The sequence below is a fragment of the Mesorhizobium sp. P2_C7 genome (assembly GCF_056404515.1).
Window position 1 is genome coordinate 147,083 of the sequence record NZ_JBFUDW010000006.1, and the last position, 16,550, is coordinate 163,632.

At 61.7% G+C, this 16,550-nt stretch carries 15 protein-coding genes; 4 read left to right on the plus strand and 11 right to left on the minus strand.

Translation table 11 applies throughout. The annotated features are described in order from the left end of the window. The first annotated feature begins 39 nt into the window (after positions 1–39). Genes AC1D2G_RS14680 through AC1D2G_RS14690 form a run of 3 tightly spaced genes read left to right on the plus strand, consistent with a single transcriptional unit; the run spans position 40 to position 3,819 of the window. A complete protein-coding gene (locus AC1D2G_RS14680; RefSeq protein ID WP_477414814.1) occupies positions 40–969 on the plus strand; it encodes a carbohydrate ABC transporter permease in 930 nt (309 codons plus the stop codon). Continuing rightward, positions 969–1,826, plus strand: coding sequence for a carbohydrate ABC transporter permease (locus AC1D2G_RS14685; protein ID WP_477414816.1), 858 nt, complete (start codon positions 969–971; stop codon positions 1,824–1,826). The genes AC1D2G_RS14680 and AC1D2G_RS14685 overlap by 1 nt, the downstream gene beginning before the upstream one ends. 22 nt (positions 1,827–1,848) lie before the next feature. Continuing rightward, positions 1,849–3,819, plus strand: coding sequence for a glycoside hydrolase family 127 protein (locus AC1D2G_RS14690; RefSeq protein WP_477414818.1), 1,971 nt, complete (start codon positions 1,849–1,851; stop codon positions 3,817–3,819). Between the two features lie 36 nt (positions 3,820–3,855). On the opposite strand, the gene AC1D2G_RS14695 is transcribed toward AC1D2G_RS14690, so the two are convergent. The 7 genes from AC1D2G_RS14695 to AC1D2G_RS14725 form a co-directional block, all read right to left on the minus strand. Continuing rightward, complete coding sequence (locus AC1D2G_RS14695) at positions 3,856–4,431, minus strand: dihydrofolate reductase family protein (RefSeq protein WP_477414820.1); 576 nt, start codon at positions 4,429–4,431, stop codon at positions 3,856–3,858. 200 nt (positions 4,432–4,631) lie between these two features. Further along, a complete protein-coding gene (locus AC1D2G_RS14700) occupies positions 4,632–5,165 on the minus strand; it encodes an SRPBCC family protein (protein ID WP_477226654.1) in 534 nt (177 codons plus the stop codon). Beyond that, positions 5,162–5,530, minus strand: a complete 369-nt coding sequence (locus AC1D2G_RS14705) for an ArsR/SmtB family transcription factor (protein WP_477414822.1) — start codon at positions 5,528–5,530, stop codon at positions 5,162–5,164. Before AC1D2G_RS14705 ends, AC1D2G_RS14700 begins: the two co-directional genes overlap by 4 nt. Before the next feature lie 88 nt (positions 5,531–5,618). Beyond that, a complete protein-coding gene (locus AC1D2G_RS14710; RefSeq protein ID WP_095091130.1) occupies positions 5,619–6,335 on the minus strand; it encodes a gamma-glutamylcyclotransferase in 717 nt (238 codons plus the stop codon). Between the two features lie 214 nt (positions 6,336–6,549). Next, positions 6,550–7,584 (minus strand): hypothetical protein, encoded by a 1,035-nt coding sequence (locus AC1D2G_RS14715; protein WP_457151669.1) that lies wholly within the window; start codon positions 7,582–7,584, stop codon positions 6,550–6,552. Then, positions 7,584–8,564 carry a hypothetical protein gene (locus tag AC1D2G_RS14720; RefSeq protein WP_477414824.1) on the minus strand — a complete coding sequence of 327 codons (981 nt, stop codon included), beginning with the start codon at positions 8,562–8,564 and terminating at the stop codon, positions 7,584–7,586. The genes AC1D2G_RS14715 and AC1D2G_RS14720 overlap by 1 nt, the downstream gene beginning before the upstream one ends. Positions 8,565–8,708: 144 nt before the next feature. Continuing rightward, positions 8,709–8,861: a hypothetical protein gene (locus AC1D2G_RS14725; RefSeq protein ID WP_477414826.1), complete on the minus strand. Its 153-nt coding sequence runs from the start codon at positions 8,859–8,861 to the stop codon at positions 8,709–8,711. A gap of 432 nt (positions 8,862–9,293) precedes the next feature. Here AC1D2G_RS14725 and AC1D2G_RS14730 point away from each other — a divergent pair, with 432 nt between their 5' ends. Further along, entirely contained in the window at positions 9,294–9,986 is a 693-nt protein-coding gene (locus AC1D2G_RS14730; RefSeq protein ID WP_477301325.1) for a DUF2270 domain-containing protein, read from the plus strand. A 108-nt stretch (positions 9,987–10,094) separates the two neighbouring features. Here AC1D2G_RS14730 and AC1D2G_RS14735 read toward each other — a convergent pair whose 3' ends face one another. From AC1D2G_RS14735 to AC1D2G_RS14750, 4 genes are all read right to left on the minus strand, one after another. Continuing rightward, positions 10,095–10,238, minus strand: a complete 144-nt coding sequence (locus AC1D2G_RS14735) for a hypothetical protein (protein ID WP_095091124.1) — start codon at positions 10,236–10,238, stop codon at positions 10,095–10,097. Between the two features lie 322 nt (positions 10,239–10,560). Then, entirely contained in the window at positions 10,561–13,644 is a 3,084-nt protein-coding gene (locus AC1D2G_RS14740) for an ATP-binding protein (protein WP_477414828.1), read from the minus strand. 97 nt (positions 13,645–13,741) lie between these two features. Beyond that, entirely contained in the window at positions 13,742–15,706 is a 1,965-nt protein-coding gene (locus AC1D2G_RS14745; RefSeq protein WP_457153843.1) for a hypothetical protein, read from the minus strand. Positions 15,707–15,754: 48 nt separating this feature from the next. Further along, positions 15,755–16,378, minus strand: coding sequence for a nuclear transport factor 2 family protein (locus AC1D2G_RS14750; RefSeq protein WP_457153842.1), 624 nt, complete (start codon positions 16,376–16,378; stop codon positions 15,755–15,757). Positions 16,379–16,550: the final 172 nt, after the last annotated feature.

Below are 16,550 nucleotides of genomic sequence, written 5' to 3' on the forward strand. Positions count from 1 at the left end.
GAGGTAGGGCGGTGCGCCGGATGCAACGGAAGAGCAAGCATGACCTCCATCACAGCAGAAACCCCTGCCCCACCAAGCGCCCGAAAGCTCACCGGCGCCGGCCGCCGGCAGTGGATCGGCCTGCTCTATGTCGCGCCGGCCGTCGCGCTGGTGGTCGTTTTCTTCCTCATCCCGCTTGGCATGACGGCGTGGATGTCGCTGCACAACTGGCCGCTGATGGGCGAGCGGAGCTATATCGGCCTCGGCAACTATGTCGCGATCCTGCACGACACCAGGTTCTGGAATGCACTGCGCTTCACTGGCTGGTACACACTGGTCGTCACCATCGCGATCTTCGCGGTGGCGTTTCCGCTGGCGCTGTTCGTCGAACGGCCGCGTCCGCTGACCAATCTCTATCGCACAATGTTCTTCATGCCGGCGGTCGTCGGCTTTGCTTCGGCCAGCCTGCTCTGGTCATGGCTCTTGAACGTCGATTCCGGCCTGTTCAGCCCGGCCGCCTATGATCTCGGCCTGATCGACAAGAAGTTCAACCTGCTGGCCACTTTCCAGCCTGCCTTCTGGTCGATCATCGCCATGGTCGTCTGGAAGGTCGCCGGCTTCACCATGATCATCCTGATGGCCGGCCTGCAATCGATCCCGCAGGATCTGCAGGAGGCGGCGGTCATCGACGGCGCCGGGCCGTTCGCCCGGTTCAGGGCGATCACGCTGCCGCTGATGCGCCGCACGCTGGCGCTGGCGCTGATCCTGTCGGTCGCCGGCTCGATCCTCGCCTTCGACCAGTTCTACATCATCCTGCGCGGCGGCCCGCGCAACCAGACGCTGACGGCAGTCTACTGGATCTTCAACCAGTCCTTCGTGTCGTTCAAGCTCGGCTATGGCGCCGCGCTGTCCATGGTCCTGCTGGTCATCCTGGTGGCGCTCAGCCTCGTCCAGCTGTGGCTGCTGCGCAAGCCGGAGGGTCTCGACTGATGGCGCAGGCGGCCTCCCGCAACCGCAAGCTCGCTGCCCGCATCGCCGAGCATTCGACCGGCATCATCGCCTCGGTGCTGTTTGCGGCGCCGATCGTGTGGGCGGTGCTGTCGGCCTTCAAGCCAGCGCAGGAAGCGCGCCTGCCGCCGCTGCCGCCCTGGCCGACGTCGGGCATCTCGCTGGAGAACTATGTCACGCTCAACAGCTTCGGTGACGGACTCTGGATCTCGGCGCAGAACAGCATCTATGTCTCGGTGATGACCGTCGGGCTGTCGGTCGCCGTCAGCGTGCTGGCCGGCTATGGCTTTTCGCGGTTCCGGTTCCCGTTCAAGGACCTGTTCTTCGTCCTCATCCTGTCGACGATCATGATCCCGTTCCAGTCGATCCTGACGCCGATCTTCCTGGTGCTGACCAAGCTTGGCCTGCACAACACGCTGACCGGCCTGGTCGGCGTCTATGTGACGCTGCAGCTGCCGTTCTCGATCTTCATGATGCGCAACGCCTTCGACGCGGTGCCGCGCGAGATCGAGGAAGCCGCCCGCATGGACGGCGCCGGCAATCTCACCATGCTTGTGAAGGTGATGCTGCCGCTGGTCTGGCCGGGTGTCGTCACCATCGCGCTGTTTGCCTTCCTCGGCGCCTGGAACGAGTTCCTCGCCGCGCTGGTGCTCATGACCGACCAGTCCAAATTCACGCTGCCGGTGATGATGACAGCACTTCAGTCGGGCCGTTTCGGCGCCATCGACTGGGGCGCGGTGCAGGCGGGCGTCACCGTGATGATGGTGCCGTGCCTCATCCTGTTCCTGGTTCTGCAGCGCTTCTACATCCGCGGCCTGATGGCCGGAGCCGTCAAGTAATTCGACCGAATGGAGTAAGTTCATGACCGCATCGCCATCCACCCAAACCGTCGGAGCGGGCAAGACGGGCAAACCCAAGCTCGCCTTCCGGCCGCTGCCGGTGCCGCAGGTCGACGTGCAGGGTTTCTGGGGCGACCGCGCCGACGCCGTCGCCAGCGCCACCGCCGGCATCCTTTACGACCGCTGTGTCGAGGCCCGAATGCTGGAGCAGATCGACCCGGACCGGCCCTCGCCCGGTGTCGTCATCCCCTTCCATGTCAGCGACGGCTTCACCGCCAGCACGGTGACGACGCAGATGTTCTGGGATTCCGACTGGGGCAAAACCATCGAGACCGCAGCCTATTCGCTCTACCGGCGCAAGAACCCCGAGCTGGAGAAGAAGATCGATGCCGTCATCGACATGTATGAGAAGCTGCAGCAGCCGGACGGCTACCTCTCGAGCTGGTATCAGCGCATCCAGCCTGGCCAGCGCTGGACCAATCTGCGCGACTGCCATGAACTCTATTGCGCCGGCCACCTGATCGAAGGCGCCGTCGCCTACTACCAGGCCACGGGAAAACGCAAACTGCTCGATGTGATGTGCCGTTTCGCCGACCATATCGCCACGGTGCTGGGACCGCGATCCGGCCAGAAACACGGCTATTGCGGCCACGAGGAGATCGAGTTGGCGCTCGTCAAGCTGGCGAGGGTGACCGGCGAGCAGAAATACATGGAGCTGGCGAAATACTTCATCGACCAGCGCGGCCAGCAGCCACATTACTTCGACGAGGAGGCGCGCGCCCGCGGTGCCGATCCGAAGGATTTCCACTTCAAGACCTATGAGTATAACCAGTCGCACATTCCGGTGCGCGAGCAGGACAAGGTCGTCGGCCATGCGGTCAGGGCAATGTACCTCTATTCGGGCATGGCCGACATCGCCACCGAATATGGCGACGACACGCTGCGGACGGCTCTCGACCGGCTGTGGGACGATGTCACCACCAAGAGCCTCTACATCACCGGCGGACTGGGGCCGTCGGCGGACAATGAGGGTTTCACCAGCGATTACGACCTGCCCAACGAGAGCGCCTATGCCGAGACCTGCGCCGCGGTCGGGCTGGTGTTCTGGGCCAGCCGCATGCTCGGCATGGGGCCGAACGCCCGCTACGCCGACATCATGGAGCGCGCCCTCTACAATGGCTCGATCTCGGGCCTGTCGCTCGACGGCTCGCTGTTCTTCTACGAGAATCCACTCGAAAGCCGGGGCAAGCACAACCGCTGGAAATGGCACCGTTGCCCCTGCTGCCCGCCCAATATCGGGCGCATGGTCGCCTCGATCGGCAGCTATTTCTACAGCCTGGCCGACGATGCTGTTGCCGTGCATCTCTATGGCGACTCTACCGCCCGTTTCGACATATCGGGCACCCCGGTGAGCCTGACGCAGGCGAGCCGTTATCCCTGGCGCGGCGCCGTCGAGGTCACGCTCGAACCGCAGGCACCGGTGGAGTTCACGCTCCACCTGCGCATCCCGGCCTGGAGCACCGGAGCCGAACTGACGGTGAACGGCGACCCGGTCGGCCTGGAGGATGTCACCAGCGACGGCTATGCCGCAATCCGGCGCACATGGAAAAGGGGCGACCGCGTCCTTCTCGGTCTCGAAATGCCGATCGAGCGGCTCTACGCCAACCCGCAGGTGCGGCAGGATGCCGGCCGTGTCGCGTTGTCGCGCGGTCCACTGATCTACTGCGTCGAGGCGACCGACAATGACAGCCAGCTGCATCGCCTGACGCTACCGAGGACGGCAAGCGTCGAAGCGCAGCAGCGGCCGGAGCTTCTCGGCGGCGTGGTGACGCTGTCGGCCACCGCGCAAGCCGATGCCGGCGACGGCTGGCAAAGCGGGCTCTACCGGCCCGCGCCGCCGGCCATCACCCAAACCCGCCTGACCGCCATTCCTTATTTCGCCTGGGACAACCGCGAGCCCGGCGAAATGCTGGTCTGGCTCAGGGACGGGTGAGACAGCCTGCGGAGTCTCCAAACGGGTTCTGAGCGCTCAGCCGACCTTGTAGACCAGGCTCAGCCGCCCGCCCGGCAATTGCTCGACCTTGGTCAGTTCCAGGTCGCGCCGCTGAGCCGTCGTCGAAAACAGCACCTTGCCCTCGCCGGCAATCAGCGGATAGAGGACGAGGCGCAGCTCATCGACCAGCCCGGCCTCGGTAAGGCTGTCGACGATGGTCGAGCCGCCCATCAAGTAAATGTCCTTGCCGGGCTGGCGCTTCAGTGCCGCGACATCGTCGTTGGACCTGAGAAAACGCGTCATCGGCCAGTTGGCTGAATTCAGCGTGTTCGACAGCACATAGTGCGGCGTTTTGGCGGCAAAGCGTGCCCAGGGCAGCTCTTCCCGCGCCGCTGGCTTGCCGGTCATCGGCAGCGGCTCGTTGGGCGCGTTCTGGATCGCGGTCCAGTACTGCTCGTAGCCAGGATACATACGGCCACCAAGCAGGCAGGCATCGACCTGATCCGTCAGCCCATAATCCTCCGACCAGGCATGCACCCAGTCGGCGATGCCGGTCGGTCCCTCCGCCTTGCCGTCGACGGAAATCTTCATGGCGGCGATCAATTTACGCATGGCATTCTCCTTGGCGCACAAAGGCGCGGTTGTGCGGCCCGCGGGCCGGCGGTTCGAAAATTTCGGGAAATGTTGGGAAATGCCGCTGCGGGGCAGCGGTCGTCATGCGGGCAATCGCCCGCTCGTCAAGCATCGGTCAGGCAAGTCTCGAAGTGTCCGGCGCTATCGTCTCCTTTCCACGGGTTTCGTGTTTTTCCTGTTCAGGCCGGCAGGCGTCGGTCGTAGTCCAGCCTCAATCTCGCCCAGCCGTCCCAGAACGGCTCCGGCTGTTCTCCGCGCAGCCTCGCGGCGAGAATGTCGAGATGCATGTGCCAGCCGGGGGCGATGTTGAGCATCAGCGAGCGGTCACCCAGGCGGCGATGGACGATGGTAAGCAGCACATCCTTCCCTTGCGGGGTCAGTGCGAAAGTGACGCCGCCGGTGCTGCCCCAGGTGATGCCGAGCCGGTGCGGCGGATCGATCTCGGTGATCTCACCCGGCATGGTGTGCACAGCCGGAAATCCTGGCGGGCGCTCGCCGGCCGGCTCGGTCAGTTCGTCGTTGCGCCAGGTGAGTTCGAAGGGCGAGCCGGCCTCGCTTCCCATCGGACCGGCGGCCAGCCATTGGCGGCGCAGTTCTGGGTCGGTGATGTAGCCCCAGATGCGCTCGGCCGGGCCGGGCAGCAGCCGTTCGATCGTCAACGTGGCCGGCTCGGTCAGCACGCCATAGCCATTCTCGGCATGTCGATCGGTCATGTCTCGTCTCCCTTCTTCTGTGTGGAGGATTTGCGCGCGTCGTCTTCGCGCAGCAATCGTTCCAATATGTCGAGCCGCCCCGTCCAGAAGCGTGAGTAGGCTCCAAGCCACTCATGCGCACTGGCCAGCGGACCAGCCTCGAGGTGGCAGATATGCGTGCGGCCGAGCACTTCGCGACGGATCAGCCCGGCATTTTCCAGCACCTTGATGTGCTTGGAAGCAGCCGCCAGCGACATCGCGAACGGTTCGGCCAGCTGGCTTACCGTGCGCCCGCCACCGGCGAGTTCGCGCAGCATCTGCCGGCGCGTCGCGTCGCCAAGGGCGTGAAAGACCTGATCCATCTCGTATGTAAGTAATTCAATCATGTGGTTGAATATGCGAGCGCTGCTTTTGATTGTCAACCGTTTGGTTGAATATTATTTGGCGGCGTTGAAAATGGCTGGCCTTTGTGCCTTAGCCGGCGTCGGTGCGACCGATCTCCTCGGCCACCAGTTCCTGCAACTGCCACAGATTGCGGTCGCGGATGCCGCAGGCTTCGAGATGGCGGATCGTCTCAAACAGATATTCCGCACCCGAACCCCAGTGGCCGACGGCCCTGGCCAGGGTTGCCGCGATCGCCTGCTTGTCGAGTTTGCCGGCATAGCGCGGATTGGCCGGATCGACGACGAAACCGAGCGCGCGGCTCATGCCGCCTTCTGTCCTGACCTGCAGCCAGCGCGGCACGTTGACAGCCGGCAGGACGGTCATCTCGCGGCGCAGCAGCGCTTCCAGGTTGGCTGCCACCGGCTCGGCGATCTCAAAAACCATGCCCTGGCACTGGCCGCCGCGGTCGAGCGCCATCATCAGACCTGGCTGCTCGACCGTGCCCCGGAAGCGCTTGACCGTAAAACAGAACGAACGATGCCAGCCGGTCGCAACCGCACGCTCGCCGCCGCTCACCTCGCCGACCGGCTTCCACAGCAGCGAGCCATAGGCGAACAGTTTTACGGGTCCAGGCGGCGCGCCGGCCAGCACCTCATCGCGGATGCGCGCATAGTCGGCGTCGGTCATGTAGACCATGCCCGGCGTCGGCCCGGCATCTTCGACCGCACGCATCGTGCGGGCAACGAGCGCCTCGGTCAGCGTCATCGTCGCCTTGCGCGGCGATGCGGCAGAAATCGGCTTGTTCATTCTCGCATCTCAGGCATGGCCGCCATGTTGCCCAAGGGCGAGGAGATTCTCAAGGCGCGGACTCAAAATCTGAACCGGCGCGCACAACCGCTTGAAAGGATTCGCAAGTATCGACTGCCCCAACGCGCCGGACGCGACCGCCCTGCCTATATGCGTGCATGCACAAGCTCGGGACCGCACCCCGAAGCTCCTCGGCGTCGTCGCCTGCAACGACCTAGTGCGGAGGATGATCCGGCCGGTCGTTGCAGCCGTCGACATAGGGATGCACCGACCATTTGGAGCCGGGCCGCGCCTGCTGCTCCTTGGTGAGCGGATCCTGGGATTGCGCGTAGCCATCCTGGTAGCCGCGAATGATCCCGTCGATATCGGGGGGCCAGTCACCGTCCCACGGCCCTCCCAGGATCTGGGCCTGCTGGACCGGATGCAGTTCGTTGTGGCCTTCATGAAAGCTGTCGTGGATATGTCCGGCGTCATAGACCCATCGGCCGGTCACACCCAGGATTGTCGCTCCGGTTCCATCGCCCTTGTTGACCTCGATGCTGGGCAGGCCGGCATCGCTCGGGCTGGCCGTGTCCGAACTGCTGAAGGCCGCGCCGAGCAGCGCGGCAAGCAAGGCTAGAAGCGCCAGGATGTAGGCAACGACCACGCCGACGCCCGACATGCAGAGTGCCAGCGCCGTCAGGGCTGCGATCAGGGCGAGGATGTTGACGGTCTGCAGGTCGTGGATCGACGCGCCCTCGAACTCCACATGCAGTGCCTCTGATTTTACCCCGGTCGCCTTGTCCTCGGCCGGATTCCCGGTGAATAGCAAGCCGTGCGAGGAGGTGGTGGCGGTTTCAGCCATCAGATAGCCGAACGGAACGCTGGCGCCGGCAACGGCCTGGCTGACGCCCACTGGGTTGTTCGGCAGCAGCAGGTTTAGGCTGTAGTCGGAGTCCAGGCTTCCGGGCCATGTCTTCTCCGACGGCGGCTCGATGCTGATGACCATCCCGACGACGCTGACCGGGCTCTTGTCGCCGAGACAAACCAGCCGGTTGTTGAGCCACCAGTCGCAATAGGCGAGAATCCAGACAATCCCGGTCACCACAAGCGCAATCGGCAAGCACCACGGTTCGCCCATCGCGATCAGCACCACAGCCATGACGGCCGCGAATATGCCGCTGGTGATTGCCGCGCTGATGTACTGGTTGACCGAGATCACCTTGTCCGCGGTCGTGCACGTGGTCCAGGATTTGTCGTCGGTGGCCATCACGGCTCCAGGCTGCTGAGGACGGTCAAGGTGACGCCGCCACTGGCGTGCTCACCCTCGTCGAACGCATTCAAATTGAGGGCTTGCCGGCCGGTCCAGCCGTTCGGCGGGGTTGCGACCGCTGTGATCGTCACCTGTTCGCTCGGCGCCAGCGACGGCTGGTCAGGCGAAATCTCGACTTTCCAGCCAGGCGGCAGCGGATGAACCGCCGGCAAATGTGCCGCCAGCCGGCGCTTTTGCTCGGCCTTGACAGACTCCTCGGTCGGTTGCCGGTCGTCACGACAGGGGTTGAGCGGCGGAATGGTGTAGGCGTCGACGGTGAAGCGATACCGGTGCGGCCGGCGGGTGGCGTTGCGCAGCTCGAATTGAAATGTCGCCGGCGACTGCGCCAGCCCGATGTCGGTGTTTTTCTGTCCGAGATTGTTGGCGAAGTTGGCATCGTCGGCCGGGTCGAGCAAGGCCTGCAGGCAATAGTGACCTGCTTCCCGAGGCGTATGCCAGTCGAAGGAGACGAACCCGGGCTGGCCGGCGGATCCGATCACCCCCACCGAGACAGGCCGGGTGTCTATCGGGTTCGACACGGTGCCGATGCCGAACGACAGATAGGACAGATGAACCGGCATCTTGACGACGACGGCATCGTTGGAGGCGTTCCAGACGCGGACGCGCACCTCGTAGTCGGTGTCAGCCTGCAACTTGCCGGCAGGAACGGGCACCCCACCCTGGCGCACCTCGATATCGGGATTGTCCCAGGTCACCGCGAGGCCAAGGCCGATCAGATAGTACTGATCGTAGATCAGCGGATCGGGCCGGCAGAATGCAGGATGGTCGATCGGCACGCAATGTGCCCGGGACCCCTTCTGGTCGACCCGACGGTCACCCCCCAGCCGCCACCGGCGACAGAAGCGGTGAGCCATCTCGATCAGCGCCGGAATCCAAGCGGAGAACAGTGCTCGCAGGATCGCCGCTATTCCACGCATCGACTCCCTTTCTGAAGCTAACGCAGGGCAACGCCTGATTAACGACGGGATTCGCGCGGCAACAGCGCTTTGGACTGGTTGGACGACTGGTGCCGCTTGTAACTCTGGTCAGACGAATAAAGCGGAACTTGAATGGTACGCTGGCTATTTCCGCGCGAAGAAACCGCGCGCGAACTGTACGATGCGCTTGTGAAAGACGAGCGCCAATATTGCGATAACGGCAAGTATGTAGAGAGCTTCGGTCGATCCGTCGCCGCCGTCAGGTGAAATAACTAACCACCTCTCGATGAAATCCATGTACAGATTCCCCCGTGCGAACTTTTGAGTGTGATCCAACATAGCTCTTCATCTTGACCCAGTGTCAAGCCATGAATCATTGCCGTCCCGGATGAATCCAACAAGGAACCATTTTACCGCCTGACCTGCGGTACGCGGCCACCTCGACAACATTTCCTAAATATTTCCTAAAAATTGTGCCGTCTTATTGATGTAGGCCTGAAGGAAATATTTGCATCTCAATCATTTTGGCGTCGTTTTCCCAAATTGCGGTCAACACTACCGACACCAGCTGCATCGGCACCTCAAGCCCCTTCGATCAGCGCGTCGCGAACAGCGCGCGATGGGTCGGCCTGGCTCGTTGTCCTTCTGGTCGACTGAATCGGCGGGCCAAAATGAGCGCCTGGGAACAATGTTGCCGGCAAAGTGTTCTAGTCCTTGCCGGAGGATGTCATGAACGATGCGTCGGCAAAACCCACGGGCCTCGTCCTTTCATCGACGGAGCGCGTGAATACGCTGTCGCATTTTCACCGCGCCGAGATCGCCCGCATGGCGGGATGGCGCGACCGGCTCGACCGGACGACGAACTGGGCGATCACGGTGGTGGCGGCGCTGCTTTCGGTATCGCTGTCCACGGCCAGTGCGCACCACGGCGTGCTGCTGTTCGCCATGCTGCTGATCCTGCTTTTGCTGTGGATCGAGGCGCGCCGCTATCGGTTCTTCGACTTCTACCGGGCTCGCGTGCGGCAGTTCGAGCGTCATTATTTCGCGCAGATCTTCTCCCCGCAGCCCGACTTTGCCTCTGATTGGCTGCTCATCGTAGGCGAAGGCCTGCGCGCGCCGAAGTTCTTGCTGTCGCAGCGCGCTGCACTGGCGCGCCGCTTGCGGCGAAACTACATCTACCTGTTCCTGATCCTGCTGTTGGCCTGGGTGGTCAAGATATCGACCCCCAGCCTTCAGACGGTGGGCCTCAAGACCGGGTTTGTCGGTTCGCTTCGTGAGGCCGTCGAAAGCGCCGCCCTTGGCCCCATTCCCGGTGTGGTGATCGTGGTCGTCGTGGCGGCATTCTATGCCTGGCTGCTTGCTATCGTCTTTTTCGCGGCCGGCGACGACGGCGAACTTTCCTTCGGCGACGTCCACGTCTGACGTCGAACTCTGGCGACCGGCGGCTGCAGAACAAATGCCGGTCCGCGCGCTGTTCTGGTCAGTTCGCTGAGGCGTTCGAGGGCGCCAAGCCGGGCAGCGGCAAGCCCGCTAGATGCCGAAGAACTGCCTGCCGATCATGTAGCCCAGCGCCGCCGCGACCAGCGGAAACAGCGTCGGCGCGACCTTGCCAAGAAGGGAAACCTGCTGGGCCTTCGCCGGGGTGTGGCGTGCATTGCCGAGATTCTTGGTCATTGCTTGCCTTAGCTTTGAATAATTCATTAGCAAATGCTGATTAACAGCATGGCCGCATTAACGGCTTGCAAAGAAATTAGATCAAATAGCCGACCATTCCTGCCGCCGATCCTGCCGACGGCGGGCACATCGGCGCCGCCGAGACGGCGGTGGCGTCACCGGTGCGTTTGCCTGCGGATTTAGTTCAAGCGCGCATTTCTCAATCGCGACCCGTTGCATGCTGTCGAGCGCGGCGTTCCGCTCTCGACCCATGATTACAATTTTCGCGACGAAAAGAAGCCGCTCGTCGAGATTTGCCGGCACAGACGTGATGCACTGCTGATTACTCCACGTCTTCTGCGGTGAACCAATCGTTGACCTCCCGCAATTCCGCACGGGCCTCTTCGAACCGACCCTGTGACCGCAACAGCTTCGCCAGACTGTTGGTCGCCTGCAACTCCCAACTCCTGGCGTTCTGCTGCCTGGCAAAGGCAATCGCCTCGCGGAAAGAAGCCTCCGCCGCTCTGTCGCCTGCTCCATTTGCAAGTTCGATCTCACCGCGAATGCGAAGCAAGGCGGCTGTAAAGTAATGTTCGCCAATCTTTTCGGCTTCACGCAGACCTTTCTCAACGGTCACTGCCGCTATACTGAATTGCCCGGAGTTCATGAAAGCTTTGGCCAGTAAGCCTAAATAACACGATTTGTCGACCTCCTCATCTTCAAGATCACTCTCGGTCAATGCCATCATGTGGCTACCCACCAGACTGTCATCGAGGCTCGACGCAGCCAGGCCGCCAAAAAAGCGCGCCACCCTTGCCCAGAGATTGAAACCGTTTTCCTGCGCCAGCGGCAGGAGTTCATCCGCCAGTCGAGCGATCGAACTGCTCTCCTCGCGGAAGGCGAACAACACGCACCCGTTTCCCAGGCAGGCGGCCAGACGATAGGCGGACTGCTGCCGAACGGTCGCCTCCGCCTCGAGGTAGAGTTTCAGCGCTTGGCTGCGATATCCCAGAATATGCAAGGTCCAGGAAAGGTAGATCATGGCCATGCTCGGAAAGTCGCTGCCGACCTTGTCTGCGCTGTCCTTGTGGCTGAGAGCGCGCTCAAGATATTGCCGGGCCGCCACCAACTCGCCCTGAGAGAACAGACTCATCCCCTTGAACTGCAGACCTATGACGAGCGCGTTTAGGTAACCGCCCTCCTCCCCGACCCGAATTAACTCATCACTGGCCGCGAGGGCCTTACCGAACTGACCTGAGTTGAAATGGGTGCCGAAAAGCCCGTCGAGCGCCCTGATCGTCGATTCCGGCTCGCCAAGCTTCCCGCTCAGTTCTATGGCCCTCTGATATGCGGCACTACCCTCGCCCGTCACGTAGCCTAGCGCAGCGTAGAGCACGTCGCCCAGCTCCAGCTCGAAGCGAAGCAGCCTGCGGCTACGATCGTCGGATTCGGGCAAGAGTTTCGCGGCTTCAAGCCCCTTCCTGAAGGTACGCACCGCGTCGACTTTTGCCCAAGTCTTGGCCGCCTTCAGCCCTGCCAGCAGCCAGTAGTCAGCGGCGCGGTCGAACAGACCTGCGTCTGCGAAATGCTCAGCGAGCACTTCGGGATAGGCAAAAGCCGCGTTGTGGTCGCGCAGTTCGATACATTCGGCAATCAATCGGTGAATCTGCTGCGCGCGCTCGTGCAGCATCGTGCCTCTGGCGGCCTGCTGCAGGAGCACGTGGGTGAACGAAAAGCCCGCGCCGGCTGTCCCCCGTTCGGCGACGATCAGCCCCGTGCGCACCAGGTCGCCAACTGCGGCGCGCAACTCCGCTTCGGGCCAATCGCAGATCTCGCGCAATATGTCGAAATCGAATTCGCGGCCGATCGCCGCTGCGATCTGCGCAATTTCCTTGGCGGGCCCCAGCCTGTCGAGGCGGGCAAGCAGCGAGAACTGCAGGGAGTTCGGAATGTTGGTCGTAGGTGACAGACGTTTCGGCTGCGATACGTCCAGCCGCAATCCTGTTTCGACCACGCTCCGCGTAAGCTCTTCGATATAGAGAGGGACGCCTTCACTGCGGTCGAGCACCACCGAAACGTCAGCAGCGAGCGCATTCGGACTGATGTCATGGACAATCGCTTCGGCATCCTCGCGGCCGAGCGCTTCAAGACTGATGTGATGCACGTCCGGCCCGTCGACCCACGGAACGCTTGAGTGGTTCCTGCTCGACACAAGCAACAGCGCAGGAGTCGAAGCCAGGCTGGCGACGATCTTGTGGAGAAGGTCGCGCGAGGTCGCGTCGGCCCATTGTTCATCTTCGAACAAGATCAGGATCGGGGTAGCACGCGCGAGATAACTGACCAAATCGATGAACGCTTGCTCGGCAATGTTGCGCTGTCGTTCGGCGCTTATCCCTTCAAGCCTGTCCGGCATAGTCGTCGGTAAGCCGAGCAGGCTTGAGAAGATTGCCAGCGCGACGTCGCTGGACACAGAACCTATCGACAATCCGTTGCTGAGCTTTCGCAGCTTTTCTTCCGTCGAGTCACCGTCCTCGATCGTTGCGATCCTCTGCAACTCCGCGAGGAATGGATAAAGGGTGCTGTTCTCAAAGGTCGGAGAACATTGCATGGTCAGCTGCGGAAAGCTGCGCAGGCGCTGCTGGATCTCGTTGAGCAACCGGGATTTACCGATTCCCGACTCCCCCGAGACCAACACCGCATTGCCACGCCTGTCGCGCACGACGGTCTCCCAGCGCTCCATCAGCAGTCGCAATTCGGCATTGCGGCCGCACAGCTTGGTCATGCGCGCACGCTTTGCAAAGCGGGTCGGCACCATGCGCGCCCGTTGTACCTGCCAAACCTGGACTGGCTCGGCGAATCCCTTCAGCTCATGTTTGCCGAACGTGATGAAATCAATCGCGCCGCTCGCTGCCTCGAAGGTCGCCGCGTCGACAAGGATCGTGTTCGGCTTGGTCAGGACCTGCAGCCGTGCCGCTAGATGTGCGACGTGGCCGAAGGCGACGGTGGACACGCCGCTCGGCGCGCCGACGAACTCCCCCACCACGACCTGGCCGCTCGCGATACCCACCCTCACTTGCAACGGATATCCCTGACTTGCCGAGATGGTGCCTACCGCATCGACGATCTCGAGTGCCGCCAGCACGGCGAACTCGCTGTCGTCCTCGCCAGCAATTGGATAACCGAAATAGGCCTGGACGGCGTCGCCGATATAGCTGGCCGTCACACCCTTGCGGCGGCGGATGACGCTGCTGCAGGTCTGCAGAAAGCTCTCGATCAGGCGTTGGAAGTCCTCGGGATCCAGGCGGTCGGCATATTCGGTTGACCCCACCATGTCGCAAAACAGAATGGTGAGATAACGCCGCTCTGCAACAGACTTCCCTGGGCTGCCGGGCAAAATCGGGCTAGCCAATGGAACCGGTGTGGTCACGGCTCTGGGACCCTCCTTGGTGCGGCGACCATGTAGCACCAGTCATGTTATCGCAAATACCGGCGCTCATCAGCCGCTTTCGATCGCGTCGAGCGGATCATCGCAGCTCGTCACACTGAACGTCGGCGTAGATCAAGTGATCTGCCGCGCTAAATGCCGCTTCGCTCTGGTCGAAGCAGAACCGTTTGGGCACCAAGCGTATCAAGGTGCGTCGGTTGCACTCACCAGGCAGATCGACTTGGAAAGTGCGCGGCGACATCGACGGCGTCGGATCGCTCCACTTCGTGTGACCGGCAAACGAAACGTTCTCAACCAACAAGCTGGAACCGGCTGCGCTGACCGAACCGGAGATGGCCTCGGCGTTGGTACCCTTTGCCTGTTCGATGCTCGGATAGTCGCCACTTTGTGGCGGTTCCCCATTTGCCGGAATCGCGTCCGTCCTGACGGCCACATTGATCCTGATATCGTCGCGCTCCGGAACACCACCGTAGCTGTTGCGAAAGGTCCAGCTTGCACGAAGGACACGCGTCTTCGCCTCCTCTCCGGGCGGCCGAGGCAACAGCTGAAGCCTGGAATCGGCGAGCGAAGAGCCTTCATCCTCCGCCTCTGGCGCCGGGCAGCCAGTGTAGAGTGGGCGGTAGCCACATTCGGAGCCACCGGCTCCCCATAGACAGTCGCTCAGCTTCCGCCAGTCCTCTGAGCTCAGGCGAGGCGCGCGGGAGGACAGGTCATTGCCGGACCCCGGCAACATCCAGGGATGGATGCCACCGCTGCCGGCCGCCCAATCCGTCCGGTGTGCGGCGATCCCTGCGTAGATGATCTCTTCCTCGCGCAGCTCGAGCAATTGGACCCAGGTTGGCGACGTGACCGTCGGCTCATGCCCCACTGCGTCCGCGGCAAAACGGCGGCCCGTGATTTGTGTGGTAAGCGTGTGGCAGCTTGTGCAGTTGCCCGTTGGATCGTCGACCGTCCTGGCATGGCGAAGTTCATTGGGGTAGGTGCTGGTGTAGCCGGAGCCGACCACGCGGAACGGCGCGCCCGGCAACCGCGGCCGATGCGGTAGAAAATCTCCCAGGCTGAAGGCGGTCGATTTGGGATCGTCGGCTGAACGGAACCCTACCCTGCTCTGTGCAATGTGCGGATCAATCACATAGGGGCTTTTGTTGTCATGGCATGCATGGCACGAGATCTTGAACGTCGAATCATAGATTTTCTCCGCCGCAGTCCTTCCGACATTATCGGAATAGTTTCGCCCGCCTGGCGGAACGAAGGGCTTTGACCAGTCGAACACGCTCTGGTCCTTGCGGCCGTCGAAGAAGATGATTTCTCCGGATTTCCGATTGAATCCGATTGTGCCGAAGACAGAAAATCTCGGATCCGACCGCGTCCAGTAGGGATCGGCGCTGACCTCCTGGCTGATATTGGATTTTCTGCAGAGGAACAGCCATTCAACGTTGCCGCGCACGACCCTTACGACACGCGAGTTCAGCCCACAGTAGGTCGTGCTGCCAGTCAGCGAAGGCTTGTCGCATTTGGGCAATGTCGCCGTCCATTTCACCACCTCTCCGTTTTCGTTCCTGTGCTCGAACTCCAGCGGAGAACCTGGTTTTGTCGGATTGGGCTTGAGGTCGACGACATTGCCATCAACTTCCAGTGGGATGACCTTCATTTGTGGGCTGTCGCAATCGCCGTCGGGAATAGGACCGAACACCGCCCGCGCTTCATCGCCAGACCTGGTTATGACGTCGGTGCTCTTTGAGGCTGGCGCCCAAAAGATGTCAGGGTTCCATCGCGTAACGGCTTCGGCAAACGACTTCCCATCGAGTTCAGCCGGAGCGAAATCGACGCCGCGAGGTCGCAGCAGCTTGACAGCGGAACCGCGCGGCAATTGTGACACCGCGCAGCCGCTCGCCTTGCTGCAAACCACGTCGGCCTGATCGGAGCCTTGCCTCTCGCCGGCTCGCGGCGTCGATACAAAAGCTGCATGTCGAAGCCCGATCGTCCCGGACAGCAGGAGAAGCGCAATGCCGAGGACAGCAGCGATCAGCGCAACGGCACGCATTTCAGCCCACTGGAGCGTGCCAGTGAACCCATAGCCGATCTTTGGGCGTCATCGCTTCTTGGCTGCGACAGAGCCAGCAGCATAGTCGGCGTGGACAGTAAGCGATTGAAATCGCCAGATGTCGTCGTCGCCCTTTACAAAAGAGGCCCGGGCATCCGCCGAATAGTCAAGAACCGGTGCTGGAGAGTGGGAGTCCTGCAGAGTGACCAGGACTATCGATTTGGTATTCACTGTCTTACCATCAACCACATCGAACAAGGTGTTGGTCACGAGATGCCGGGTCTGGAGCTTATCGGTCTCCAGTTTCTTAACTATTATTTTCATCTGCTCAAGAAGATCGTCTGGCGACTCCGGACCAAGATCGAGTGTCAACTTGAGGATACTGCTGCTTGTACTGCAAATCTCATAGTAAGACGACTGCGGTTTCGCAAAGAGGGCGGTGAACGCGGCTGCATTTCTTTCGTCGATCGTCCAGGCATAGCGGGACAAAAGATCTTGAATTGCTTGACGATCTTCGGCCGGAGGATTCTCGAGATTCCAACCGGGAGTAGCTTCTGTTCCGCAGGAATCAGCTGAAGCAGTGCCGCTGAAAGCAAAACAGAACCCGAAAACCAGGGCAAAAAACCTCAAAATCGCGCAACTGGTTATTATGCCTTTCCGACGCTCGCTCATGACGGCCCCCTCTTATGGAGCTTGATGGAAAAGTACCCATTCATCTTATACCACCCCAAAGAAGGTGTCAGCCGAAATCGATGGCATACGAGGCCACGGACATGATTTCGTGTTCCTGTTTTTTTGAATTTGCGGTAAGTTGCAATGCCCGGCCTGCAGCAATTTCATTCCT